The sequence below is a fragment of the Amycolatopsis lurida genome (assembly GCF_900105055.1).
GTDB classification, from domain to species: Bacteria; Actinomycetota; Actinomycetes; order Mycobacteriales; family Pseudonocardiaceae; genus Amycolatopsis; species Amycolatopsis lurida.
The window spans coordinates 829,866-855,834 of the sequence record NZ_FNTA01000004.1 but is presented as its reverse complement, the minus strand read 5'-3'; the positions used below and the strand labels follow the sequence as shown (position 1 = coordinate 855,834).

Here is a 25,969-nt window from a genome sequence, read left to right as displayed (position 1 = left end):
TTCGGTCTTTCGGCGTGTCAAGGCACGTCCGGTCCGGACACGCGTACTCGGGGACGTAACTCGCGTGCTCGGGGACGTAACTCGCGTGCTCGGCGGCGTAACTCGCCCCGGTGCTGAGTTACGCCTCCAGACACGCGAGTTACGCCTCCGATCACGTGAGATGCGGCCCTGGACACGCGAGATCGACCGGTGGGCTCGGCGTGTCAGTCCTGAATGAACCGCAGCACGCGCAACATGCCCCGATCGTCGACGGCGCCGGGATCGTCCGCGACGCATTCCTCGAGGCGCGCGGTGACGGCCTCGGTGTCGATCCCCGAGCCGATCAGCACCAGTTCGCTCCGGCGCGGCAGGCCGGCGGGCCACGCCGACCGGTCCAGCTGGATGAAGGAGCCGACGGTGTGCAGCCCGAACCGGGACCGCGAGCCGTTCGGGCCGAAGTCGAGGAAACCCTTGATCCGGTAGAGCCCGCCGGGGCGCTGTTCGAGGAAGTCCATCAGCCGTCGCGGGTCCAGCGGCCGTTCGCTGGTGAAGGCGACGCTGTCGTACGCGGTGTGGAAATGGTGCTCGTGGTCGTGCTCCTCCTCGCGGAGGTCGTCGAACGACAGCTGGCCCACCCGTTCGCGCGGCCGGGCGTCGAAGAACAGGGTGGGGTCGATCCGGCCATGGGAGGTCGCGATCACCGGCGTGCCGGGCGCGACCTCGTCGATCGTGCCGCGCAGTTTGGCCAGCGTGTCCTCGTCGGCCCGGTCGGTCTTGTTGAGCACGACCAGATCGGCGAACCCGAGGTGCTCGTCCAGCTCCGGGTGCCGCTTCCTGGTCGCCTCGAATTCGGCGGCGTCGACGAGCTCGACGAGGCCGCCGTAGGCGATGGCGGGGTTCTCGCTGGCGATCATCAGGCGGATGAGGTCACGCGGTTCGGCGAGTCCGCTGGCTTCGATCACGATGACGTCGATCCCGGCCTCGGCCTCGGAGAGCTTCGCGAGCATGGCGTCGAGGCCGCTCGCGTCGACGGCGCAGCACAGGCAGCCGTTGCCGAACGACATCATGGTGTCGACCTGGCCGGAGACGGCCATCGCGTCGACCGCGATACTGCCGAAGTCGTTGACCACGACCCCGATCCGCGCGCCCTGCCGGTTGGCCAGCAGGTGGTTGAGCAGGGTGGTCTTGCCGGAGCCGAGGAAGCCCGCGACCAGGATGACCGGAATCCGCCTGTCGACCACGATTTTCCTTTCCGTCGGAGCTCCCCGCACTCTAGCGACGGCGGGAGCCTGCCAATACACCGGCACGGGGAAAGAACAGAAGGGCTCGCTGTCGAATACGCTCGAAAGAGTGATTAATGGCGATCATAAAGTGATCTTGGCGGGACGTGATCATTTCGCGCGGTGTAATTCGGTGAATATCCCGCGAAGTCGTACGCAATTCCAAATATTGTCGTCCGCAAGCTTTCCAGCTGCGTAAATGTCACCAGGGGCGAAGCTTCTGCCATTTGGAGGATCGTGTCCGTCTTTCCGTGGGGTATCGTCTTTCGTCTGGTCCGGACCCGGCCATCTCGCCGATCAGGCATGATCCCTCCGGCCATTTCCGAGTGCAGGAGGAATGGTGATCGTTCCCGCCGCCGGTGCCGGCGTCGAATTCGGAGAGTGGGAAGCCGAGGTGGCGACGGCCTCCATGCGGGTGACGGATATCCCTCGCTTGCCTCCGGAGGCGGCGGCGCGGGAACGGAGCGTGGACATCGCCGAAGCGGAGGACTTCCTCCGGCTCTTCCACGCCGAGACGGACGGTGGGCCCGCGCGGCTGCGCGAGCGGCTCGACCGGGTCCGCGCCGAGATAAGCGCGACCGGCACGTATCGCCACACGACGGCCGAGGTCGAGTTCGGTGCGCGGGTGGCCTGGCGGAATTCCGCCCGGTGCATCGGCAGGCTGTACTGGCAGGGGCTGAAGGTGCGGGACCGCCGTGACGTCGTCGGGGCCGCCGCCATCGCCGAGGAGTGCGTCACCCACTTGCGGGAGGCGACCCGGGGTGGCCGGATCCGCCCGACCATCACCGTGTTCGCGCCGGACGGCCCCGAGGGGCCCGGTCCGAAGATCCACAACGACCAGCTCGTCCGGTACGCCGGCTACCGGCTGAGCGACGGCTCGGTGCTGGGCGATCCGCGCTACGCCGACTTCACCGAGACCGTCCAGGAGCACGGCTGGCGCCCGCCCGAGCGCAAGGGATCGTTCGACGTCCTTCCGCTGCTCATCGAGTCGGAGCCGGGGGAGCTGCGGCTGTTCCGGCTGCCGCAAGACGCCGTGCTGGAGGTTCCGCTGTCCCATCCCGACCACCGCTGGTTCGCCGGGCTCGGGCTGCGCTGGCACGCGGTACCGGCGATCAGCGACATGCGGCTGGTCATCGGCGGGATCACCTACCCGGCGGCGCCGTTCAACGGCTGGTATCTCGCCACCGAGATCGGCGCGCGCAACCTGGCCGACACCGACCGCTACGACCTGCTGCCGGTGATCGCGGACCTGATGGGCCTGTCGACTAAATCGGAACGCACCCTGTGGCGCGACCGCGCACTCGTCGAACTGACGCTGGCCGTCCAGCACTCCTTCGACGCGGCGGGCGTGACCGTCGCCGACCACCACACCGAATCGCGGCGGTTCCTCACGCATATCGCCAAGGAGGAGCGAGCGGGACGCCGTTGCCGGGCTGACTGGAGCTGGATAGTCCCGCCGCTGTCCGGCGGGCAGACCGCCGTGTTCCACCGCTACTACGACGAACCCGATCCGGCGGCGAGACCGGCGTTCCTGCCGCCCGCGTAGCGCTCCGACGGGTGAAGAGGTGAGCCGAATGCGGCGTGTCGATGGGCCGGACGGTGGCACGGCAGGTGGCCGCGCGGACAATGGCGGCATGACCGCAGTGCTCGTCGCCCACGCCGGCAAATTCGGCGGGACAAGGGAGATCGCCGAGGTGATCGCCGCCGAACTGCGGGAAAGCGGTCTGACGGCCGATCTGCTGGACGCGGCCGAAGTCGAGGACGTCGAGCCGTACGGCGCGGTGATCGTCGGGAGCGCGCTGTACCACCGGCGCTGGCGGCCGGAGGCGGTGCGCCTGCTCACCGAGCACGAGGAGGCGCTTCGGAACCGGCCGGTCTGGTTGTTCCACAGCGGGCCGTGCGGGCCGCTCGCCGCGGGCAAACGAGTGAGCCTGCCCGCGGGGGTCGCCCTGCTGGCCGCGAGGATCGACGCCGAGCGCACGGCCACCTTCGGCGGCAGGCTCACCCCGGCCACTGCCACCGGGCTGTTCTGGAAGATCATGGCCGTGGGCCCGTGGGCAGGCGACTTCCGTGACTGGCCGTCGATCCGGGCGTGGGCCCGTGACGTCGGCCGCCGGGTGCGCATTCGTGTCGCACTATGAAAGGCCGTTTCGTCGGTGCCCTGCCGTAAGGTGCCCTCATGGACAAACGGTTCACTGCGACGCTGGTCAAGAGCCCGGAGAAGGGCGGCTGGACGTACGTGGTCATGCCAGGCTCCGCCGAATTCTTCGGCACCAAGGGCCTGGTGAAGGTTCGCGGCACCGTCGACGGGCATCCGTTCCGGAGTTCGTTCATGGCGCTGGGCGACGGCACCCACAAGCTCCCGGTGAAGGCCGACGTGCGCAAGGCGATCGGCAAGGAGGAGGGCGACACGGTGGAGGTCGTCCTGCTCGAACGGCTGGAGGGCTGAGTGGCCGCGGAGTGGAAGCCGTCCCCGGTCATCAAGATCTACGAGGCACTCGGCGCGGTCGCCGACGGGCGGGTCGAGATCGACGGTGACACCGCGCGGGTCGCGTCGTCGGACAAGGCCAAGACGTACGACGTCCGCCACGATCCGGCGGCGGGCTCGATCACGGCCAACGACAACGGGTCCTACTGGCAGGGGTATCTCGGGTACCCGGGCATCGCGTACTTGATGGAACGCGGCGTGCTCGCCTACGACAGTGGCCTCACCGCCGGGCTCGCCGGTGTGCCGTGGAAGGAACTCGCCACCGAGTACCGCAACGACTGGGCGAAGGTCGAGAAGCACGTCCGTGAGGACTTGGCCGCCAAGGGTGTGGATCTGGACCGGTTCGACGCCGGGATCGCGGAGATCTCGGACGGACTGGAGAAGCTGGCGCTCACCAAGCTCTCCCCTCGGCAGCGTCCGCCGAAGTGATGCTTGAGGGCACGGCAAGGGCGTGTGAAGGCCTCGAGGGTCGTCGGGGGCGTGGTCGGCTCGCTGTCGTGAAGGCTCTTGCTCACCCTTGAGGCGGTGACGGAGGGCCTTCGCGGCCCGGCGGCAGCAAGGGTGCTCCCTGCGATGTCCACAAAGGACAGCGCTCGGCGGCTCAGTGAGTAATTGGTTTGGACATGTACGGATTCGAGGGCGACCACCTCGCAAAACCACGCCTACTGCTCAAGTCGGGCATATACGCCACCTGGGCAGGTCGCTGACGTTGCGAAAGCCATTTTCCCAACCTTCGACGTTGGGAAAGTGGCTTTCGTAACACGCCTCGTTTTCCTTAACTCTGAAAAACTTTGACCAAGCGTCCCTTGTGGACACTCACGGCCGACGCCCAAGGCTCAGCCGCAGTGTTCCGACGGGCTGTTGTACGCCGTCCCGCCCGCGGAGCCGCCCCACTTCACGCATTTGCCCGCCGCGGCCGCCCGCACCGGACCGGCGAACCACGAGAACGACCCGGAGTCGGTGATCCGCGACGACCCCGCCACCTCGAGGTAGGCCGACGTCGCGGTCGCGGTGCCCGCGGACTCGCTCTTCATCGTGCTGACACAGTTCTGCCCGTTGGAAGCGTTGTAGGACAGGTAAACCGTGCCCGCCGTCCCGAGCGGTGCCGAGTCGATCACGCCGTATCCGCCGCCGCACGCCGGGGCGCCGAGGGTCGTCTCGGTGACGGCCGAGAAACGGATGGTCTCGTTGGCGTTCCCCGCCGGGCCCGCCTCGTACAGCACGCCCACCGAACCCGAGGACAGCTGGACCATGTCGGAGTACGCGGCGTCACCGCTCCACACCAGCGTTCCGGCGGAGTTGCCCTGCCAGTTCGCGCCCTCGTCGAACGACGACCGCACGACGAGTTCCTTGCGGCGGTCGCAGACCGATGGCGCGGCGAACAGGATCCGGTTGTACTTGCCCGCCTTGTCGGTCGCGGTCATCCGCGCGGTCGAGGCCTGCACCACCGGGGTGATCAGGTCCTCCTCGAAGGTGAACTTGGTGGAGAAGCTCGCCCCGCCGTCGGAGCTGATGGCGTAGGCGCGGTTCTTGGCGCCACCGCTGAGGCATTTGTCGTCGTTGTTGGCCTGGTTGCGCGCCGCGGCGTAGACGCGGCCGTCGAGCAGTTCGGTGACGCTGATCTCCTGCGGGTTCAGCCCGGCCGTCGAGGCCGGGGTGTCGGTGGCGCCGCGCTTCCAGGTGACGCCCTGGTCGTCGCTGTAGATGAGCGCGCCGCTGTTCTTGCCGTCGACGGTGTAACTCATTCCGGCGACGATCCGGCCGGCGTGCGCGCCGCGGGTCAGCACGATGCCGTGCGACGGCCCGGTCGCGAGCCAGCCCGGTGCGCTGTTGAACCCGAGCTGCGTGGTGAGCACCTTGGGCGCGGTCCAGGTCTTGCCGTGGTCGTCGCTGATCGAGACGCGCGGAATCCGGTTGCAGTCGGGGTTCTTGACGCATTCCATCACCGAGAGCAGCACGATCCGCCCGGTGGACGGGATCACGATCGGTGTCGGATTTCCTTTGGTGTCACCGAAACCTTCGATGACGATCTTCGGAGCGCTCCAGGTCTTGCCGTTGTCGGCGGACCGTTTCACGACGAGGTCGATGTCGCCGCGGTCGTTGCAGAAGCTGGCGCCGCCGTTGCGGCCTTCGGCGAACGCGAGCAGCTCGCCGTTGTTCGCCTTGACGATGGCGGGGATTCTGAAGCAGTCGTAACCTTCTGTTTTCTGTTTGTACACCAACGTGTTCCCGACCGCGGTGGTCGAAAACCGGTCGCCGGTGGCCGGCGCGGCGAGGGAGGTGGCCGGGGCTGCGCCGACCGCCGCGGTGGCGACGAGGGCCGCGAACAGGCCCTGTGCGACGCGGGAGATCTTCACGGGAGTGTCTCCGTCCTGGATTCGGTTCAGGTGACGGGACATGAGAGTCCTTCCGGCTCGTACAAGACGCGTACAACCCGGGTTCGCGGTTTGTGTCAAATGACGCAGAGCGGCGGGGCGATCCCTGCCAAGCTCGTTCCCGTCGGACACGGCGCGAGATCGGCAGGGAGGGCCGAAGAAGGTGATCGATCCGGAGAGGGTGAGGGGCGATCGATCACCGGCTCGTGTCGTGGCGCCGGTGGGTCCGGCCGTTGGCGGACTCACCGGCGGTTGCCGGCCCGCCATGGCGGCTCAGCGGTCGTCGGGTGCCAGCTGCCTGAGGTCGTCGACGCTCCGCACGACCAGCCGCTGGCGGCCGGTGCTGAGCAGCCCGTCGGCGCGCAGGGTCCGCAGGGTCCGCGCGACGGCTTCCCTCGACGCGGACGCGAGCCCAGCCAGGTCGCGCTGGCTGATCCGCAGGGCGATCAGGGTGCCGTCGGCGGCGGGCACGCCGTACCGCTCGGCGAGGTCGACGAGGATCGCGGCGATCCGTTCGGCGGCGGTGCTGTCCCCGAATTCGGTACGGCGCGAATTGGCGTAGCGCAGGCGGGAGGTGATGATCCGGAGCAGGACCACCGAGATGGCGGGATGCTCGCTGAGCACGGCGTTGAACGCGCGCGAGGACAGCCACAGGCCGGTGACGGGCTCGACGGCGATCGCCGTGGCCGAGCGCAGGCTGCCGTCCATCGACGCCATCTCGCCGATGATGTCGCCCGGATCGCGGACGGCCAGCACGGCGTCGTAGCCGCCGGTGGACACCGAGGTGATCTTGACCCGCCCGGTCATCAGGATCAGCACCCAGTCCGACCGGTCGCCCTCGCGGATGATCACCGTGCCCGCCGGGTACCGGCGCAGTTCGGCCCCGGCACGCAGCGCCTTGCGCTGGCCGTCGTCGAGCAGCTCCCAGAGCCTGCCGGGTGGATCGTGCGGCGCCGCCGCCGGCTGTGTCATGCCTTTCGTCGCCTCCGTGCGCGATCGTACGAGACGTCAGCCGGGGATCTCCTGGTACGCCTGGGAAAGGCGCTGGACGCCGTCCCGCAGCTGCGCGCCTGTCGCGGCGCTGACGTAGCTCAGGCGCAGATAGGGCCCCGGAGCCTCGGCCGCGAAGTACATCCTGCCGGGGGTGACCGCTACTCCGGCGCGGAAAGCGGCGCTGGTCAGCGCTACTTCGTCGACGAAGCCCGGGAGCGGCTGCCACAGGTGGTAGCCGCCGGTCGGGACCGGGACGGCGGTCCAGGTGGGCAGGAACTCCCGCAGCGCCGAGACGGCGACGTCGCGGCGTTCCCGCAACGAGGCCGCGAGGCTACGAAGGTGGCGGCTCCAGGCAGGAGAACTCACCAGTTCGAGCGCGGTTTCCTGCAGCGGGCGCGGTACGAAGAAGCTTTCGACGGCGTGAAGCCCCCGCAGGCGTTCCAGCGCCGGGCCGCGCGCGGCCAGCGCGCTGATCCGCAGGCTCGGTGACGCCGGTTTCGTGAGCGAGCGGATGTGCACCACGACGCCGTCGGGGTCGTCGGCCACGAGCGGAGGCGGGGGAGCCGGGCTGCCGGGATGCGCCATCAGCCGGGCGAAATCGTCCTCGATGACGAAAGCGCCCGCGTCACGGGCGATGCGCAGGACCTCGGCCCGGCGTTCGGCGCACAGCACCGCGCCGGTCGGGTTCTGGAACGCGGGCTGGCAGACGAACAGCCGGGCGCCCGTGTCGCGGAAGGCGTCCGCGAGCAGTTCGGGCCGGACGCCGTCGCGGTCGATCGGCACCGGGACCGGCCGCAGCCCCGACGCCCGCGCGATGGCGAGCATCCCCGGGTACGTCGGGGATTCCACCAGCACCGGCGCGCCGGGAGCGCCGAGCGCGCGTAACGCGGTGGTCAGCGCGCTCTGCCCGCCCGAGGTGATCAGTACGTTCTCGACGTTCACCGGGCTGCCGATGTCGCGGGCGAACCAGGCCCGCAGTTCGGGCAGGCCGCAGATCGGCGGCCGGGTCCAGGCACCGGGGCGGCGTCCGGCGCGGGCCGACGCCGCCGCGAGTTCCCGTTCCGGCTGGAGGCTGGGATGCGTGTAGCCGCCGTTGAGGTCGATGACGCCCGAGGGCGGGTCACTGAGCGCGGTGAGCACGCCGCTCGCGTCGATCGCACGGGTGCCGGACTGGGAACTGAGCGCCACCTCTTGCCACGACACGTCACCGGTCACCGCCACTTCGCGGGGCGGCGGAGCGCGGAAGACACCGGCGCCGGGGCGGGTGATCACCAGGCCTTCGGCGGCCAGCGCGGCGATGGCCCGCGACACCGTCACCGGGCTCACCTTCAGCTGCCGGACCAGCTCCCTGCTTGACGGGAGCTTTCCATCGACCGGATAGCGCTCCAGGTCGGACCTCAGCTGTGTGACCAGGCTGGTGACGCTGCTACCATCGGACATGAGACTGGATGATAGCGCTATCGCGGACCGGGCAGTAGCGGTCCGCTCCGGGACCGCACTGGCGGCGCTGGGTGTCCTCGCCTTCTCGTTCACGTTCCCCGCCACCGTGTGGGCCCTCAAAGGCTTCGACCCGTGGACCGCCACCGGGCTGCGCAGCGTCCTGGCCGCGCTGGTCGCCGGCACCTGCCTTCGGCTCTTCAGGGTCCCGCTGCCGAGGCGCGACCAGTGGCGGGGCCTGGCCGTGGTCTCCCTCGGCTGTGTCCTCGCGTTCCCGATCCTCACCACGCTCGCGCTGACGACCTCGTCGACCGCGCATTCCGCGGTGGTGATCGGGCTGCTGCCGCTGGCCACCGCGGTCATCTCCTCGAAGCTGACCGGGAACCGGCCGTCCCGCCGCTTCTGGCTCGCCGCGGCGGTCGGTGCGAGCGCGGTCGTCGTGTTCACCGTCGCGCAAAGCGGCGGCGGACTGTCCACAGCGGACCTGTTCCTGTTCGGCGCGCTCGTGCTGTGCGCGTTCGGGTACGCCGAGGGCGGCAGGCTGGCCAGGGAAATGGCCGGCTGGCACGTGATCGCGTGGGCGCTGGTGATGGCGCTGCCGGTGACCGGGGCGTTCGCCGTCTTCGGTCTCGCGACCGAACCGCTGCACGTCACCGGAGAGGGGATCGTCGGCCTGCTGTACGTCGCGCTCATCTCCCAGTTCGGCGGATTCTTCGCCTGGTACCGGGGAATGGCCGAGATCGGGGTCGCGCGGGCGAGCCAGTTGCAGCTCGCCCAGCCGCTGCTGACGCTGGTCTGGGCGGTCCTGCTGCTCGGCGAGCACCTCCCGGCCGCCGCGCCGGTGACCGCGCTGATCGTCGTCGCCTGCATCGTCGTGACCCAGCGCTCCCGTAGCTAGATCGACGTCGCGATTCCGCCAGACCGCGGTGCCCGCGTGGTGATGGGCTGAAGCACATGACCGCTTCGACCCTCGACACCTCCGCGCGGACCCCGCTGAAGGGATGGCTCGCCGTCCTCGCGGTGACGCTCGGGATCTTCTCCCTCGTCACCACGGAGATCCTGCCGATCGGCCTCCTGACCCCGATCGGCGAGGACTTCCGGATCACGCCGGGGACGGCGGGCCTGACCATGACCCTGCCCGGTTTCCTCGCCGCGCTCGCGGCTCCGGCCGTCACCGTCGCCGCCGGACGGCTCGACCGCCGGATCCTGCTGTGCGCGCTGATGGTGGTGCTGGCCTCGGCCGATGTCCTCGCGGCGACCGCGCAGGCCTATTGGGCGATGTTGGCCTCGCGAGTCCTGGTCGGGCTGGTGATCGGTGCCTTCTGGGCGATCGGTTCCGGGCTCGCCGAACGGCTCGTCGGTCCCGGGCGCGCGGGCAGGGCGACCGCGGTGATCTTCTCCGCCGTCCCGCTCGGCTCGGTTCTCGGCGTGCCGGCGGGTACGTTCCTCGGCGAACTTTTCGGCTGGCGGGCGGCTTTCGCGGTGATGGCGGTCTTCACGATCGGTGTCCTCGGCGCGCTGGCGTTGGCGTTGCCTCCACTGCCGTCGGCGGACGCGACCCGGCTCGGCGTCCTGCGGGGGCTGACCCGCGAGCGGGCGACCCGGCTCGGCCTGCTCGTCACGGTGCTGATCGTGCTCGCCCACTTCGGGACCTACACCTACGTCACGCCGCTCCTGCGCCAGGTGACGCAGGTGAGCCCCGAGTTGATCACCGTCTTCCTGTTCGTCTACGGCACCGCCGGGATCGCCGGCAACTTCGTGGCGGGCGCGGCGATCGCCCGCGATCTCCGGCTGACCTTCCTCGCCGCGGCGGGTTCGATCGGCGTCGTGGCACTCGCGTTGCCGTTCTTCGGCGACACGAAAGCGGGCGCGCTCGCGCTGCTGGTGCTTTGGGGCTTCGCCTACGGTGCCGTCCCGGTCTGCTCGGGAACGTGGTTCGCGAGGACGGCGCCGCACGCGCCCGAAGCGGCGTCGGTGCTGTTCACCTCGTCGTTCCAAGCGACGCTTTCGGCGGGCGCGCTGCTCGGCGGGCTGGTCGTCGACGCGGTCTCCGTTCCGGCCGTCATGGTCACCGGAGGCGTGGTCGCGCTGCTCGCGGCCGCCGTCCTCAGCCGAGCACGGTCAGTGTGACCAGCGCCGTGGTCCCGACCAGCAGGGTGGAGAGCAGGCCGAGCAGCAGGGCGCGGCCCCCGGTGCGGACGAGGTGGCCGATCCGGACCGCGCAGCCCAGCCCGAACAGCGCCCCGGCCAGCAGCAGGGTGCACGCGACCTTGGCGACGTCGAGCGCGACTCCCGGCACGATCCCGGTGCTGCGCAGGGCGGCCATCGCCAGGAAACCGAGGACGAACAGCGGGACCAGCGGCGGCCGCTTGCCGTCGGCGGGCCGGTGCCGTTCGTGCACGCCGACCGCGGCGACCATCGGGGCCAGCAGGACCACCCGGCTGAGCTTGATCACGATGGCGACCGCGATGGCGGCACTTCCGGCGGGGGTGGCCGCAGCGACGACCTGCGCGACTTCGTGCACGCTGAGGCCCGCCCACTCGCCGATCCTTGCCGCGTCGAGCCGCAGCCAGCCGCCGATGAGCGGGACCGCGGCGATGGCGAGCCCGCCGTAGAAGGTGACCAGGGCGACCGCGGTCGCGACGTCCGAGTCCTCGCGTTTCACGACGCCTTCCATGGCGGCGATGGCGGACGCGCCGCAGATCGAGAACCCGGTCGCGACCAGGATCCCCAGGCCGCGGGGTACGCCGAGGAGCCTGCCGAGACCGATCGTGCCGAGGAACGTGATCCCGACGGTGAGCACGACGGCGACCAGGGTTCCTGGCCCCAGCGCCAGGACGGCGGGGAGTGAGAGTTGCAGACCGAGCAGCACGACACCGGCGCGAAGCAGCTTCTTGGTGATCCCGGCGATGGCTTTCCGGGTCCCGTCGGACAGCGAAGGCAGCGATCCGGTGACGATGCCGAGCACGACGGCGATGGTGAGCGCGCTGATGACCGGGAAAGCGGTGCCGACCAGGTACGCGGCGGCCACTCCGGCGCCGGTGATCGCGAAGGCGGTCAGGTAGGGCTTCGTCGGTCTCGCGTGCGTGGTGCTCATGGTTCGAGCCTCGCCCGGACGGGGCGACCTCGGTAGCCGGGAATAGCGGGGGTAGGTCATACACTTGGGCTATGACCACACCCGATCTGGACTCCCTGCGCCTGCTGGTGCTCGTGGACGAGCTCGGCAGTATCGGGCAGGCCGCGGCCAGTCTCGGGATCGCGCAGCCGTCGGCGAGCAAACGACTGTCCACGGTCGAGCGAAGGCTGGGGTTGGTGCTGGTCGACCGCACGCGACGCGGCTCCGCGCTCACCCCCGACGGCCGGGTCATCGCGGGCTGGGCGCACCGCGTGCTGTCCGAACTCGATGGCCTCCTCGACGGCGCCGAAGCGCTGCGCACCCAGCACGAGGCACACCTGCGGGTCGCCGCGAGCATGACACTGGCCGAGTATCTGGTGCCGGGCTGGATCGGCGAGCTCAAACGCGGCGACCCCGGGTTGTACCTCGGGCTGGAGGTCACCAACTCCGACCAGGCCGCCGAACTGGCGCGGGAGGGCAAGGTCGACCTCGGGTTCGTCGAGTCGCCCGGTTCGTTGCCCGGCCTTTCGTCCCGGCGGGTGGCCACCGATCACCTGGTCCTCGTCGTGCCCGCGAATCATCCGTGGGCACGCAAGCGCCGGCCCGTGACCGCGGCCGAACTGGCGATCACGCCGCTCGTGGTCCGCGAACCGGGTTCCGGGACAAGGGAGACCGTGGACACCGCGTTGCGCAAGGCCGGTGTCGGTCCGGCGAAACCGTTGCTGGAACTGGGGTCCGCCTCCGCGGTCGGGAACGCCGTGATCGCGGGCGCCGGGCCGGCGGTGATCAGTGAACTCGCCATCGTCCGGGACGTCGCCGAAGGCAGGCTCGTCCCGGTCCCGGTGGACGGCGTCGACTTCGGCCGGGAACTGCGCGCGGTGTGGCCCGCCGGGCGGCGGCTCGCCGGTCCGGCCGCGGAACTGCTGAGCATCGCGGTCCGGAATGCGAAATCCCGATGAGAGCTTTCATGTTCTCTTCGCGTGATACCGAACCCGTCATCGGCGTGCTACCGACGATAGGGCGAATCGTCGTCGATTTCCGGAAATAGGTACGGACCACCATTCCCGGTGGTCCGATGGAAGCGGTTCGAATTGCTCTTCCCTGCTGTCGCGGGAAAAACATGGGACCTTCGGTACTTGCTCACAGCGGGAACGCGTCGATCTTCGCGGTTCGCGGGTCGGCGTTCCGCCATTCGGTTCCTGTGTCCGGAAACTGTACTTTCAAGTATTGACGTGCCGCCGCGACTGCGTTTAAGTACGCTCGGTCATCAATTCACTCTTCCGTGTTTCGGAGGCTTCCCGTGGGAAAGGGCGTCAGCGTCCTCCGCCTGTTCGCGCCGACCGTCGCCGAGATGGGGTGCCTGCTCGACCGCGACGACCTTCCACGCGCCGGCGGCATCGGCCGCGGCCGGATCCGGCTCAGCCTCGTCGACCCGACGCCCAAACGACTGAACCTGGCCAGGAAAGTGGTCGCGAAGGGCAGACCGTGGCGCGGCCGCAACGACCTCTGGTTCGTTCCGGAACCGCTGCTCGGCGCGGGCGGAGGCAAACTCGCCTTCGTCTTCCCCGGGCCGGAGAACGAAGGCGAGACGCCTGCCGGCGACGTCCGGCTTGGCAGGCTGCTCGACACGGCCTTGCGCCGTCTGCGCGTGACCCCGGACGCGCTCGCCGGGCACGGTCTGGGGGAGTGGACCGCCATGGCCATCGCCGGGATCCACGCCGACGCTGAGGTGAGCACGTTCCGGGCGGGTTTCGATCCTGACGCGCTCAAGGTGCCAGGACTGGCCTTCGCGGTGATCGGCACGTCGGCGCCCATGGTCGACGAAGTCCTCAAAGGACAGTCAGAAGTGATTCTCTCCCAAGACAACGCGCCCCACCATTCGATGATCTGCGGGCCTGCGGAAGCCGTCGACGGCTTCGTGCGCCGATTCCGCGCCGAAGGGGTGATCTCTCAAGTCCTGCCGGCCAGGCCCGGGTTCCACACCCCGATGCTCGCCCCGTATCTCGGCCCGATCCGCGAGGCCGCCGAGCGTCATCCCCCGCGTCCGGCGAAACTCCCGCTCTGGTCGGCCACGACGGGCAGGCCCTACCCGGCGGCGGCCGGGGACGTGCGTGACCTGTTCGTGCGGCATCTGCTGGAGCCGGTGCGGTTCCGCGGCCTCGTCGAGAACATGTACGCGGCCGGGTTCCGCGCGTTCGTGCAGATGGGTGCCGGACAGCTCGGCTCGCTGATCGGGAACACCCTGCACGACCGTGAGCACCTCGTCGTCGCCGCGCATCCGGCACAGCGGCCGGGTCTTCCGCGACTACTGCGAGTCGCCACGGCCTTGTGGGCCGACGGGGCCGATCCGGTGTTCGGGCTCCTGCCGGGACAAGCCCTTCAGCCTCTTGAAAAATCCCACGTGTAGGGGCTCTCCTGGAGGGGTACCAGCCTTCTGAAGGTGCGTCCTCGTGCTGGGAGTCGTCATGGCCGCCGTGAAGACATCGCCCCGACCGGAGGCCGTCCGTTTCGGCGGTCGGCGCCGGGCGCCCAAGGGCAGCGTGTTCCTCAACATCGTTCGCACCACCGACCACAAGACGATCGGCGTGCTCTACCTGAGCACCTCGTTCGGGTTCTTTCTCATCGGCGGGTTCATGGCGCTGCTGATGCGCGGCGAACTGGGCAGGCCGGGGATGCAGTTCCTTTCGCAGGAGCAGTACAACCAGCTGTTCACCATGCACGGCCTGATCATGCTGCTGCTGTACGCGACACCGAACCTCTTCGCGTTCGCCAACTACATCCTGCCGCTGCAGATCGGGTCGCCGGACGTCGCCTTCCCGAGGCTGAACGCGTTCTCCTACTGGCTGTATCTCTTCGGCGGGCTGATGACGCTCAGCGCGTTCCTCACGCCGAGCGGGGCGCCCGACTTCGGCTGGACGATGTACACGCCGCTGTCCAACGCCGCGCACACCCCGGGCGTCGGCGCGGACCTGGTGATCATGGGCCTGATCGTCTCCGGGCTCGGGACGATCCTGGGCGCGGTCAACATGGTCACCACGATCCTCTGCCTGCGCGCACCCGGGATGACCATGTGGCGGTTGCCGCTGTTCACCTGGAACATCCTGTTCACCACGATCCTCATCCTGGCGGTCTTCCCGATCCTCACCGCGGCCCTGTTCGGGCTGATGGCCGACCGGCGGCTCGGCGCGCACGTCTTCGATCCGGCCAACGGCGGGGCGATCCTGTTCCAGCACCTGTTCTGGTTCTTCGGCCATCCCGAGGTGTACATCGTCGCGTTGCCGTACTTCGGCATCATCACCGAGATCGTCCCGGTGTTCAGCCGGAAACCGCTCTTCGGCTACAAGCTCATGGTGTTCGCGACGATCGCGATCACCGCCCTGTCCTTCGCCGTGTGGGCGCACCACATGTTCGCCACCGGCGCGGTGCTGTTGCCGTTCTTCTCCATCATGACCTTCCTCATCGCGGTGCCGACCGGGATCAAGTTCTTCAACTGGATCGGCACCATGTGGAAGGGGCAGCTCACCTTCGAATCACCGATGCTGTGGTCGATCGGGTTCATGGTGACGTTCCTGCTCGGCGGGCTGACCGGCATCATCCTGGCCGCGCCACCGCTGGACTTCCACATCCACGACACCTATTTCGTGGTGGCGCACTTCCACTACGTGCTGTTCGGCACCATCGTGTTCGCCACGTTCGCCGGGATCTACTTCTGGTTCCCCAAGATGACCGGGCGGATGCTCGACGAGCGACTCGCGAAACTCCATTTCTGGACCACCTTCATCGGCTTCCACACGACGTTCCTCGTCCAGCACTGGCTCGGCAACGAAGGAATGCCGCGCCGCTACGCCGACTACCTGAGCACCGACGGTTTCACGGTGCTGCACACCATTTCCACGATCGGCGCCTTCCTGCTCGGCGCTTCGGTACTGCCGTTCCTGTGGAACGTCGTCCGCAGCTACCGATTCGGCGAGATCGTCGAAGTGGACGATCCGTGGGGCCACGGGAATTCGCTGGAATGGGCGACGACCTGTCCGCCGCCCCGGCACAACTTCTTCGATCTCCCGAGAATCCGGTCCGAACGCCCGGCGTTCGAACTCCACTACCCCCACATGATCCCCAGGTTGCGCGCCGAGGGGCATACGACCCCGTTCCAGCGCCGTGACCAGGCCACCCCTTCGGAAGTGGTGGTGGACAAGGCACTGAAGGACGACACCGCCTGAGGCGAGGGAATGAGGTACCGCGCATGATCCCCATGGATGTCGAAGGGATGGCAGTCTTGGCTCCGGAAGCGGCACCGGTGATGTTGCTGCGGGAGCGGGAGGGCGAACGCCGCTGGCTGGCGATCACGATCGGCGGCCCCGAGGCGAGCGCGGTGGCGCTCGCGCAGGAGCAGATCCGGCTGCCGAGGCCGGGCACGATCGAACTGATCGGCCAGGTGGTCGAGTCGTTCGGGCACCGGGTCACCGGGGTCCAGGTCACCGCGCTGCGGGACGGCATCTTCTTCGCCGACCTGGTGCTCGACTCCGGTATCCGCGTCTCGGCGCGGCCGAGCGACGCGGTCGCGATCGGGTTGCGCGCCGGGGTCGGGATCGAGGTGGCCGACGCGGTGCTGGAGGTCGCTTCGGTGCGGGTCGAGATCATGGGCTCCGGGCCCGACGCGGAACTGCCGTCGGTACCGCCGGACCCGGTCGCGCAGGAACGGGAGGTCGAGGAGTTCCGGGCGGCACTGGACAAGATCGCGCCGGAGGACTTCGGCGACCTGCCGCCCGACCCGCCTTCGCGCCCGTGAGATGAAGGGACCTTTCCTAGCGAAATTTGCCAGGAAAGGCCCCTTCATCTCACTTGAGTGCTACTGCTTCTGAGTACTACTGCTTCGCCAGGCCCTGTTCGATCGCCTCGATGATGCGCGGCCGCATCTCGGCGGCGCTGATGATCGCGTCCACCGAACCGACCTTCACCGCACGCTCGATGCTGTGCACGCCGTCGAACTCGGCCGCGACCGCGCCTAGCTTCTCGGCGCGCACCGACGACTGGACCTCGGCCAGTTCCGCGGCCAGCGCGGCGCGCTCGGCACCGGTCGCCCCGCTGAGCCTCTCCGTCAGCGATCGCACCCGCTGATCCGCCGCCGTCCGCGCGTTGACCTCACCCGCGAACACGACCGCCGCGGCGGGCGCGCCGCCGAGCACCGAGGCGAACGAGCCTTCCAGTGCCAGCACCGTCATGTTCGGGTTCAGCGCCTTCGAGAAGACCACGAACGCACCGCCGTGGTACCGCGAGATCACGGTGAACACGATCGGGCCCTCGAAGTTGACGATCGCCCGGCCGATCTCCGCGCCGTACTCCAGCTGGAGTTTCCGCATCGACTCCGGCGAGCCGTCGAAGCCGGACAGGTTCGCCAGCACCACCAGCGGCCGGTTGCCGCTGGCCGCGTTGATCGCCCGCGCCGCCTTCTTCGACGACCGCGGGAACAGCGTGCCCGCGGTGTAGGTGTCCGGGCCGTCGGTGGGCGGGAAGCCGCGGCGCGGCACCGAACGCGACTCGATCCCGAGCAGGCACACCGGCCGCCCGCCGAGGTGCACGTCCTGCACGGCCGCGGTTTCCGCGTCCGCCATGCCCGGCCAGCGCTCCAGCACCGGGTGGTCCTGGTCCGACAGCGCGCGCATCACGGTGCGGATGTCGAACGGCTTCTTGCGGTCGGGGTTGGCCTCCCGCGAGAAGATCTGGCCCACCGTGGTGAAGTCGCTGTCGACGGCGGCGTGCGGGAACGACGAGATGTCCCGGTCGATCGGGTCGTTCGTGACCGCCTTGCGGGGGCCGGACTCGCCCGGCGCCACGTAAGTGTGGTCGTAGTGCGACATCAGCACGTCACGCGCCGCCGCGAGGTTCGGCGCCCAGTACTGCGCCTGGCCGTTCGGGCCCATCACCCGGTCGTAGCCGCCGATGCCGAAGTTGTCCTCCGCCGAGACGCCACCGGAGAAGTCGAGTGACTGCTTGCCGGTCAGCACCATCGCGGAATCCGGCGTCATCACCAGGATTCCCTTGGTGTGCATGAGCATCGTCGCTTCGGCGTTCCAGTACGGCTGGGCGCCGACGTTGATCCCGGCGACGACGATGTTGATCTCGCCGCCGTTCTGGGTGAAGTGCACGATCCGCTTGAGGGCGGCCGCGACCCAGTCCATGTTCTCGGTGCCGGACTCCATCGAGATCCGGGCGCCCGCCGAGAGCGCGTACCACTCCAGCGGGACCCGCAGCCGCTCGGCGAGGTCCAGCGCCGCGATCACCCGCGAGCACTCCGGCTCCGACAGCGCGCCGAGCGCCTTCGTCGGGTCGCCCAGCAGCACCACGCGTTTGACGCCCTCCGGGTACCGCTCGGTCGGCGTGGTGACCACACCGGCGACGATCGCCGCCTTGTTGCGGCCCTTCTTCCGGTCGACCGGGACGAGGGTGTTCGTGTCGTCCATGTCGTATTCGGTGAACGAGCCGAGCATCTCGGTCAGCTCGTATGGGTACACCGTGTCGCGGCGACGGGCGCGCAGGACGTTCTGGCGGTAGTCGTCGAGCGGCAGGATCGGCTCGGTGGTGGGTTCGGACAGCGACATCTGCACGCCGCCGCTGACGTCGTAGCCGATCCGCACGGCGACCTCTTTGACCTCACCGGTCGCGCGGTCGCGCTGCCTGCCGAGGAACTGGACCTCTTCGAGACCCGCGCCCGCCGTCGAGGGCTGCACACGCTGCGCGACCGTGTTCAGCTCCTCACCGGTGAGCTCACTGGTCGGCCACACGTACAGCATGATCCGGTTGGTGTCGAAGCGCTTCTTCGGCGGAAGCTTCGCCTGCACCTCGCGGATCGCGTCGAGGCAGCCCGCCAGCGTGCCTTCGACCGCCGGCAGGGCCAGCAGCTTGCCGTCGTTGTCCCGCAACGGGGTCAGGTCACGGACCTGGGCGAGCGCGACCAGCCGCTGATCCGACGGATTCATCGGCGAGACGCACTTGAACAGGTAGACGTCCTCGTCACCCGACGGCAACCGGGTGAGATCGAAGTTCGCCAGCCGCTGCAACTGCATCCGCTGGGCGATCAGCGGGTGGAGACCGCGGATCAGCCGCTCCTCGCTGAACCCGGTCGAAGACGGGCGGAAGGTGAAGTGGTGGTGCATCACCGCGCCGCCGTGCCCGGCGACGGTGGTGGTGATCCGCCGGACGCGGCTCGGCAGCGACTCGGCCGTGAGGACCTCGCGCAGCCCAGCCGCCATCGTGTCGTCGTCGGCGGACTCGTCGTCCCACGTCAGGTAGAGGTCGGCCTCGACGTCGGTGTCGGCGGGCAGTTGCGCGGCGAGGTCGGCGACCGCCTTGATCGCCCCGGGCAGCCCGGCGCGGTCGACGGCGGTGGTGACCATGTGGAACCGCTCGTTCGCGTCGGCGTAGTCGCCGGTGACGAAGGTGCAGCCGCCGACGGTCACCTGCTGGACACCGGTGAGCGCGCGGTTGCCGTAATAGCGACGGCTCAGCACTTCCAGCAAGGGGCTGTGATCGGTGCCGGGGCGGCCGATCCGCTGCCCGAGCAGGCGGACCAGCGGCTGCGCGCTGGCCAGCATGCTCGCGATCCGCTCGGCGCGGTCCGGCGAATCCGGGTGCAGGTCGAGGTGACGCAGGTGTTTGCGGACCTCGCTGTACGCCTCGGCGCGGGTGCGGCGCAGCAGCGGCTGGGCGAACCACCGGAACACCACGCTGCGGGCGAGGTCGCCGACCACCGGGAAACGGAGCTGCGTGGCGGCGATGAGCGCCTCCAGCGCCTTGCCCGCCGGCTCGCGCATCGACTCGAACGGCTGCGGCTCGGTGAGCCACTGCCGCAGCAACGCGGTGACGACCGCGACGTCGGACGACGTCCGCTGCTGGGCGAGGAAGATGCGGAAAACCGCCTCCTCCAGCTCCGGCGTCCGCTCCAGGTCCTGGATGCCGTAGTGCGCCAGCACCTTCTTCAGCTTGTTCTGGAACGACTCCGACAGCCCGGCTCGCTCGACGTCGAGGCTCTGCAAGTAGGTGTGGAAGAACTCGCGGGAGCTGTGCACCCGGGTGTCCGTCTTGGCGTCTTCGCGCGCTGGCTTGTTGCGCATCAGCTCGGAGAGGTCCGCGAACACGGTCAGGAGCTCGACCTCGCCCTCCAGCGGACGGTCGCCGTTGCCCTCCAGCTCGTCACGGGCGGCGAGGTACGCGCTGAGCGTGCGGCGCTCGTCGTGCGGGTCGACGTCGAAGCCCAGCAGGAGACTGCGCAGATCCTGCTGTCCCCGCGTGATCCGCTGCGCGGCCGACGTTCCGTCCGGTTCGGCGGGCAGCTCGATCTCGACACTGCCCTTGTCCTCGGCGACCTCGGCGCCTTCCTCCGCCAGCGGCTCGAGCCGCAACAGGGGAGCGCCGGTCTCGACCTGGCTGCCGACCGAGACGACGCACTCACGCAGCTTCGCGCGGAACGGCGCGCGGAGCACCGTCTCCATCTTCATGCTTTCCAGCACCAGCACGGGTGCGCCCGCCTCGACCTCCGCGCCGACCTCCAGCGGCGTCGCGACGACGAGCGCGGGCGCGGGGGAGCGGACGACGCCGCCCTCGTCCCGGCTGATGCGGTGGGTGACGCCGTCGACCTCGACCAGGTGGATCGGCCCGTGCGTGCCGGTGACCAGGCGGAACCGGGTGCCGTTGACGGTGATCTGGCCGGTGTGCTCGTCGAACCGGTCGACCTCGACGTCGGCGGGGTGGATGTCGCCGCCGCCCGCCGAGACACCGACACGGAACCGGCGGTGGCCGATCCGTGCGACGCTCACGCGGTACGCGGCGCCGCGCAGTTTGAGGTCGAGAGGACGGCCGCTCTGGTGCTGGACCTGCGGGCGGCCACCGTGCGCGGTGGAGAGAAGCCGTTGGCGTTCAACGGCTTCCTCGTCCTCGTACGCCTCGATCGCGGCGGCCGCGAGCGCGATCGCCGAGTGGCGGTGGGTGACGAGCTTGCCTTCGCCGCGGACGCGGTCGATCCAGCCGGTGTCGGCGCTGCCGTCGATCACCTCGGGCTGGTCGAGCAGGTCGAGCACGAAGCTCTTGTTGGTCGCGCCGCCCTCGATGATGACCGTGGTCTGGGCCATCGCGCGGCGCAGACGGCCGAGCGCCTCGTCACGGTCGCGGCCGTAGGCGATGATCTTCGCGATCATCGAGTCGAAGTCGGCCGGGATCGTGTCGCCTTCGCTGACCCCGGTGTCGACGCGGATACCGGGGCCGGCGGGCAGGTCCAGGCGCGCGATGCGGCCGGGCGACGGGGCGAAGTCGCGGTCCGGGTCCTCGGCGTTGAGCCGCGCCTCGACGGCGTGACCGAATTCGGCGGGCTGGACGCCTTCGAGCTTGCCCCCGGAAGCGACGTGCAGCTGGGCCTTGACCAGGTCCATGCCCGTGGTCAGTTCGGTGATCGGGTGCTCGACCTGCAGGCGGGTGTTGACCTCGAGGAACGCGAACAGCTTGTCGCCGGGGTGGTAAAGGAACTCGACCGTTCCGGCGCCGCGGTACTCGACCGCGAGCGCGAGCCGCTCGGCGGACCGCTTGAGCTCGTCGGCCTGCTCGGGGGCCAGCACCGGGGAGGCGGACTCCTCGATGATCTTCTGGTTGCGGCGCTGCACCGAACAGTCGCGGACGCCGAGCGCCCACGCGGTGCCCTGGCCGTCGGCGATGACCTGGACCTCGACGTGCCGGGCGCCGGTGACCAGGCGCTCCAGGAAGACGACGCCGCTGCCGAAGGCGCGCTCGGCCTCCAGGCTGGTGCGCTCGTAGGCGTCCTTGAGCTCGTCGGCGGAGGTGATGACGCGGATGCCGCGGCCGCCACCGCCCGCGGTCGCCTTGAGCATCAGCGGATAGCCGATCTCGTCGGCGGCCTTGATGGCGGCGTCGAGATCCGCGACGGCGCCGCGGCTCCACGGAGCGACCGGGACGCCGACCTCTTCGGCGATCAGCTTCGCGCCGATCTTGTCGCCGAGCTTGCGCATGGCGTCCGCGCTCGGCCCGATGAAGGTGACGCCCAGCCGCTCACACAGCTCGGCGAAGGCGGGATCCTCGGCCACGAAACCCCAGCCGACCCAGGCCGCGTCGGCCCCGGTCTCGGTCAGCGCCCGCTCCAGCACGGCGAAATCCAGATACGGACGCGCCGACGCGGGGCCGAGGTTGTAGCTGATGTCGGCTTCCCGCACGAACGTCGCCGACCGGTCCGCGTCCGTGAAGAGCGCGACGGTCTCGATCCGCCGTCCGGTCTCCGCCGAAAGCTCGCGGACGGCGTGGATGAGCCGCATCGCGGCTTCTCCGCGGTTGACGATGGCGACACGACTGAACACCGACTGAGCCTCCCAAATGCGCGACACCGTCCCGCCGGATCACGCGCGGGACAGTCTTCTGTACCTGTCTAACAGCCTGCCTCTTACCGGCCGGTACGAGAATGTCGTCGGTGGCGCATGCCGAGGGCCGGGTGTTGTAGGAACCCGCCAAAAAGTGTCCTGGAACACCTAGTGCAGGGGCCTGATGACGTGACGAAGTGGACAACTGAGGGTTCGGCTTGGTAGCCGGGTTCGCGAGGTGTCATCCGGTGTTCACGCGGGTTTCATCGAGGTGGCCGGGCTTGTTTCCGGCCGGGGTGACGGGGTGGCCGTTTTTCGGCGACGGCCGGGGTGGGCGCTCGGCTGCCGGGGTGTGGAGAGTCGGTCTGCAGGTTCTGGTCGGTTTCTGGCGATGGTGAATCGGGAGCACGTGCGGGACGGCTCGTCGCCGGGTGATTTCGAGTTGCGATGGCGGCTCTCGATGACGCCGTGGCCGTTTTTCGGCGACAGGCTGGGGTGTCGGCGCTCGGTTGGGGTGGCGGCATGGGGCAGTGCGTCGCCGGGTGGTGGTGAGGGGCGTTGGGTGATCGATCGAGTTGTGGCCGTTTTTCGGCGATGTGGTCAGGAGGGTGGCGTTTTTTGGAGTGCTGCGTCGCGGCGTAGGTGGTGTGGCTGTTTTTTCGGTGACGGCTGGGACCGGTGGTGCTCGGTTGGGGTGGCGGCATGGGGCCGTGCGTCGTCGGGTGGTGGTGAGGGGCATTGCGTGGGTCGATCGAGCTGTGGCCGTTTTTCGGCGACAGGCTGGGGTGTCGGCGCTCGGTTGGGGTGGCGGCATGGGGCAGGCGTCGTCGGGTGGTGGTGAGGTGCGTTGCGCGGTCGATCGAGTTGTGGTCCGCGGCATCGGCGGGCGTAGCCACGAAGTGCGAGATGTCATTGCGTAGGGCTACGCGGCGGTCCCGTAGCCGAATTCCGGCGACGAGCGGTCACAGCGCCTCTCCAGCTGAGGGGGTGAGTCCGACAGTCGCCGTGGCACCGATCCGTGCGGAGCCCTGTCCGCGCGCTCAACCATGGTCGTATTTCGGTAATGGACTACGTGGTGCGACGCCCTACGGCTGGCAGCGTGGCCGTTTTTCGGTGACCGGTTCAGAATGGTGGCTCTTGGGTGCGGGGTTCGTGCAGTGGCGGTGGCGTGCTGTCGTAGCTCCGCCCTGCAGGTGTGGTGATGGTGAGGGTGCCGTCGGCAGCCAGCCGGTAGATCCAGCCGGGTTCGTCTTTCAGTCGGTGGTCGCGGCGGCAGAGGTCGATCAGTTCGGTGGCACTCGTGTGGCCGCCGTGCTGCCAGGGCAGTGAGTGGTCGAGGTCGCAGGCTTGGGCGATGCGGTGGCAGCCGGGTCTTCGGCATTCGCGGTCTCGTACCCGTACGAACTCGTCCAGTCCGGCGGTGGGCCGGTAGCGGTCGCGGCCGAGGTCGAGGACTTGTCCGGACAAGGGGTCGGTGATGATCCGGCGCAACACCGTGTCTGGGCCGGAGGCGATGTGCCGGGCCAGCGGCGCCGGAATATGCCCATGCCCGGCCAACTCTGCCGGATCCTCGTTCAGGCCGAGGTAGGTGTTCAAATCCATGTAGAGGAACACTTCGGACCGCTCGGCCTTGCCGCCTTGGCCGCCCAACATCAGGTCGAGGGCGATGTCGGCGCGCAGCTGATCCAGGGTGCGGGGCTCGTCCCCGGTTTTGAGGGCGCGTGCCTCACGGTCGATGCGCGTGTAGGCGGCGGCCACTTTCTCCACGGGGCCGTCTTCGACCTCGATCGAGGCTACTCCGGTCTCGCCGTGGCGGATCGACAACCGGCGCCCGGCACGGTGCCGCTCCGCGCGCCGGGCGGCACCCTCACGGTCGGCCATCACCGCCGCGTGATTGGCCGCTTTCCGGATCTGGTCGCAGTTCCGGCCTGGCAGGCGATCCTCCAACACCGCGTCCACCGCGCGGGCGTCCTCGTCCGACAGCCACGCTGTCGCGGTGGCGACCTTCATCGCCCCGTAGCCACCCACCTCCCCGCGATCCAGCAACCCCAGCGTGCGGGGCAGGCGGGTGGTCAACGCCACTGCCGTCGACACCAGACCCGCCGCGTGACCGTCCACAACAGACAAAGCGAACGCGACCTCCTGCACCACACTAGAAGCGCCGCCACGGTGGCGGTTCAGCTGCGCCAAAGCGCGGAACCGGACCGCCTCCAACCGCGCGATCCCCTCCGACGCGGCCACGGCAGCGTCGACGGCATCGTTGTCCTCCAACGAATCCAGCGAAGCATTGACCTCCTGCAAAGCAGCAAGCGAGGTGATTTCCTTGAGTAGCGCCACAGTGGCGTTGCGTGTGTCCACACACAGAAGCTACAACCGACCACCGACAATTCCGGACCGGCGACAGTTTCCGTTGCATGGCAACGTTGATCTCCCAACGCGCCGGAGGGCTTCTCGTAGTGAACCCCGCCCGCCGCCAAAGGGCGACAGCCCGATCAGTAGTAGTGCCGCAACTCGCCCCACAGTGAAGACCAAGGCCGGGAAGTCCCCGCACACAAAGAAATCCGCACTCCCTGCTCCTCGTTCTCCACTCCGAGACCATGGTCGTGCACGGCCGCCTCGTGGCATCCGGTGAACCACGTCGGAAGGTACGGGCCCACGACGACCACCGGGCCGACAGCGTCAGCAGGAGGAGGACCCCAGTCCGCATAGGACATATGGCCCGAGTGCACCGCGGGAAGCCCGTAGTGTTCCAAAGCCCCTGCCTGTCCATAGTTCCGCGTGAAGATCACCGCGGTCGCGCGCTGCTCCGCCGGGATCCGTTCCCAAACCCGGGTGACCGTTGAGGCCAGCTCCGGCCACCCCACCTGCTCGCCTTGTTCCTTGTTCACGGCCAGAACCGGCGCCAGCGCGGTGGGTGGCAGCACGGGCAGTCCGACGACGAGTGACATGGCCGCGCCGACGAGAGCCAGGAAGACAGCGAGAGCGCGGCGCCAAGTGCGGTCGAGCCAGCGCAGGCAGGGTTCGGCGCCGGCGGCCGCGAGCAACAACAGGAAGGGCGCCGAGTAGTACGGTTTTCCGCCCAGTATCAACAAGATCACGCACAGCACCGGATAGGCCAGTGCCAGTGAGCGGGCCCAGCGCAGCTCAGGATCACGCCACAGCCTGAGTCCGCCGGCGATCCAGACCGGTACGGCCATCGGGGAGAGATAGACCAACTGCATCGGCACGAACAGGATCCGGTTCTCCGCGCCGTCATCCTCGCTGATGCCGGACGCCACGGTCAGCAAAGGGAAGTCGTGCGCCGCCTGCCAGATCAGGGCCGGCGCGGCCAAGACGAGCGCGAGCAGGATCCCGGCGGGGAGCCAGCCGGTGCGGAACACCGTCCGCGGGCCGACGGCGAGCACCGCCAGGCCGATCGAGGCGACCATCAGCAGGACGAGCCACTTGCCTTCCATCCCGATGCCGACGACGGCGCCGATCGCGAGCCACCACCGTCCGTCGCCGGTGCGGAACAGGCGCAGGACCACCAGGCCCAGCGCGCTCCAGACCAACATGTCGACGGTGGCGGTCGACAGCATGTGCCCGTCGACCACGACGAACGCCGCCAGCGCGGTCATCACGGCGGTGAGGACCTGTGCGCCGCGGCCGCCGCCGAACTCGCGGGCGACCAGTGCCAGCAGGATCACCGTCGCGGCGGCGCACAACGTCGCGGCCACGCGCAGACCGGCGGGAGTGGCGCCGAAGACGTCGGTGGAGATCCTCGCGAGCAAGGGCGTCAGCGGCGGCTGATCGACATAACCCCAGTCGAGACGTTTCCCCGCGGCGAGGAAGTACAGCTCATCCCGATGGAAGCCGTACCGGCCGGACAACAGGGTCAGCACCAGGACCTGGATCGCGACCACCAGACCGACCGGACCTCGAGCGAATCGCTCCATCGCGCCTCCCCA

The 25,969-nt window shown here is 69.2% G+C and carries 18 protein-coding genes; 10 read left to right on the top strand and 8 right to left on the bottom strand.

The genetic code is table 11. The features are described 5' to 3' along the window. Nucleotides 1-203: 203 nt before the first annotated feature. On the bottom strand, nucleotides 204-1,220 hold the full coding sequence (locus BLW75_RS09110; RefSeq protein WP_034322883.1) for a CobW family GTP-binding protein: 1,017 nt from the start codon (nucleotides 1,218-1,220) through the stop codon (nucleotides 204-206). Nucleotides 1,221-1,596: 376 nt separating this feature from the next. Between BLW75_RS09110 and BLW75_RS09105 the strand changes: the two genes are divergently transcribed. The 4 genes from BLW75_RS09105 (at nucleotide 1,597) to BLW75_RS09090 (ending at nucleotide 4,176) form a co-directional block, all read left to right on the top strand. Next, complete coding sequence (locus BLW75_RS09105; RefSeq protein WP_034322887.1) at nucleotides 1,597-2,805, top strand: nitric oxide synthase oxygenase; 1,209 nt, start codon at nucleotides 1,597-1,599, stop codon at nucleotides 2,803-2,805. Nucleotides 2,806-2,893: 88 nt separating this feature from the next. Then, a complete protein-coding gene (locus BLW75_RS09100; RefSeq protein WP_034322889.1) occupies nucleotides 2,894-3,400 on the top strand; it encodes a flavodoxin domain-containing protein in 507 nt (168 codons plus the stop codon). Nucleotides 3,401-3,438: 38 nt separating this feature from the next. Continuing rightward, entirely contained in the window at nucleotides 3,439-3,708 is a 270-nt protein-coding gene (locus BLW75_RS09095) for a DUF1905 domain-containing protein (protein WP_034322891.1), read from the top strand. Next, entirely contained in the window at nucleotides 3,709-4,176 is a 468-nt protein-coding gene (locus BLW75_RS09090) for a hypothetical protein (protein ID WP_034322893.1), read from the top strand. A 407-nt stretch (nucleotides 4,177-4,583) separates the two neighbouring features. On the opposite strand, the gene BLW75_RS09085 is transcribed toward BLW75_RS09090, so the two are convergent. From BLW75_RS09085 to BLW75_RS09075, 3 genes are all read right to left on the bottom strand, one after another. Continuing rightward, entirely contained in the window at nucleotides 4,584-6,104 is a 1,521-nt protein-coding gene (locus tag BLW75_RS09085) for a sialidase family protein (RefSeq protein ID WP_034322919.1), read from the bottom strand. A 291-nt stretch (nucleotides 6,105-6,395) separates the two neighbouring features. Then, nucleotides 6,396-7,094 carry a Crp/Fnr family transcriptional regulator gene (locus tag BLW75_RS09080; RefSeq protein ID WP_091597203.1) on the bottom strand — a complete coding sequence of 233 codons (699 nt, stop codon included), beginning with the start codon at nucleotides 7,092-7,094 and terminating at the stop codon, nucleotides 6,396-6,398. Nucleotides 7,095-7,130: 36 nt separating this feature from the next. Next, nucleotides 7,131-8,555, bottom strand: coding sequence for an aminotransferase-like domain-containing protein (locus BLW75_RS09075; protein WP_034319456.1), 1,425 nt, complete (start codon nucleotides 8,553-8,555; stop codon nucleotides 7,131-7,133). Between BLW75_RS09075 and BLW75_RS09070 the strand changes: the two genes are divergently transcribed. Continuing rightward, nucleotides 8,554-9,450 carry a DMT family transporter gene (locus tag BLW75_RS09070; protein ID WP_034319459.1) on the top strand — a complete coding sequence of 299 codons (897 nt, stop codon included), beginning with the start codon at nucleotides 8,554-8,556 and terminating at the stop codon, nucleotides 9,448-9,450. The two genes, BLW75_RS09075 and BLW75_RS09070, sit on opposite strands and share 2 nt — an antisense overlap. A 56-nt stretch (nucleotides 9,451-9,506) precedes the next feature. After that, the gene (locus BLW75_RS09065) at nucleotides 9,507-10,682 is read left to right on the top strand and encodes an MFS transporter (protein WP_091597200.1); all 1,176 of its coding nucleotides are present in this window, start codon (nucleotides 9,507-9,509) and stop codon (nucleotides 10,680-10,682) included. Here BLW75_RS09065 and BLW75_RS09060 read toward each other — a convergent pair. Further along, nucleotides 10,660-11,649 carry a YeiH family protein gene (locus BLW75_RS09060; RefSeq protein WP_034319462.1) on the bottom strand — a complete coding sequence of 330 codons (990 nt, stop codon included), beginning with the start codon at nucleotides 11,647-11,649 and terminating at the stop codon, nucleotides 10,660-10,662. The two genes, BLW75_RS09065 and BLW75_RS09060, sit on opposite strands and share 23 nt — an antisense overlap. Before the next feature lie 71 nt (nucleotides 11,650-11,720). Between BLW75_RS09060 and BLW75_RS09055 the strand changes: the two genes are divergently transcribed. From BLW75_RS09055 to BLW75_RS09040, 4 genes are all read left to right on the top strand, one after another. Then, a complete protein-coding gene (locus tag BLW75_RS09055) occupies nucleotides 11,721-12,626 on the top strand; it encodes a LysR family transcriptional regulator (protein ID WP_034319466.1) in 906 nt (301 codons plus the stop codon). A 341-nt stretch (nucleotides 12,627-12,967) separates the two neighbouring features. Beyond that, nucleotides 12,968-14,074: an acyltransferase domain-containing protein gene (locus BLW75_RS09050; RefSeq protein WP_034319469.1), complete on the top strand. Its 1,107-nt coding sequence runs from the start codon at nucleotides 12,968-12,970 to the stop codon at nucleotides 14,072-14,074. A gap of 58 nt (nucleotides 14,075-14,132) precedes the next feature. Then, nucleotides 14,133-15,887, top strand: coding sequence for an aa3-type cytochrome oxidase subunit I (gene ctaD / locus BLW75_RS09045; protein ID WP_449500951.1), 1,755 nt, complete (start codon nucleotides 14,133-14,135; stop codon nucleotides 15,885-15,887). A gap of 23 nt (nucleotides 15,888-15,910) precedes the next feature. Further along, nucleotides 15,911-16,456: a bifunctional nuclease family protein gene (locus BLW75_RS09040; RefSeq protein WP_034319477.1), complete on the top strand. Its 546-nt coding sequence runs from the start codon at nucleotides 15,911-15,913 to the stop codon at nucleotides 16,454-16,456. Nucleotides 16,457-16,532: 76 nt separating this feature from the next. On the opposite strand, the gene BLW75_RS09035 is transcribed toward BLW75_RS09040, so the two are convergent. The 3 genes from BLW75_RS09035 to BLW75_RS09025 form a co-directional block, all read right to left on the bottom strand. Beyond that, nucleotides 16,533-22,022: an ATP-binding protein gene (locus BLW75_RS09035; RefSeq protein WP_034319481.1), complete on the bottom strand. Its 5,490-nt coding sequence runs from the start codon at nucleotides 22,020-22,022 to the stop codon at nucleotides 16,533-16,535. Nucleotides 22,023-23,144: 1,122 nt separating this feature from the next. Continuing rightward, nucleotides 23,145-24,380: an HNH endonuclease signature motif containing protein gene (locus BLW75_RS09030; RefSeq protein WP_241783944.1), complete on the bottom strand. Its 1,236-nt coding sequence runs from the start codon at nucleotides 24,378-24,380 to the stop codon at nucleotides 23,145-23,147. Between the two features lie 134 nt (nucleotides 24,381-24,514). Beyond that, on the bottom strand, nucleotides 24,515-25,957 hold the full coding sequence (locus BLW75_RS09025) for an ArnT family glycosyltransferase (RefSeq protein ID WP_034319484.1): 1,443 nt from the start codon (nucleotides 25,955-25,957) through the stop codon (nucleotides 24,515-24,517). Nucleotides 25,958-25,969 lie beyond the last annotated feature (12 nt).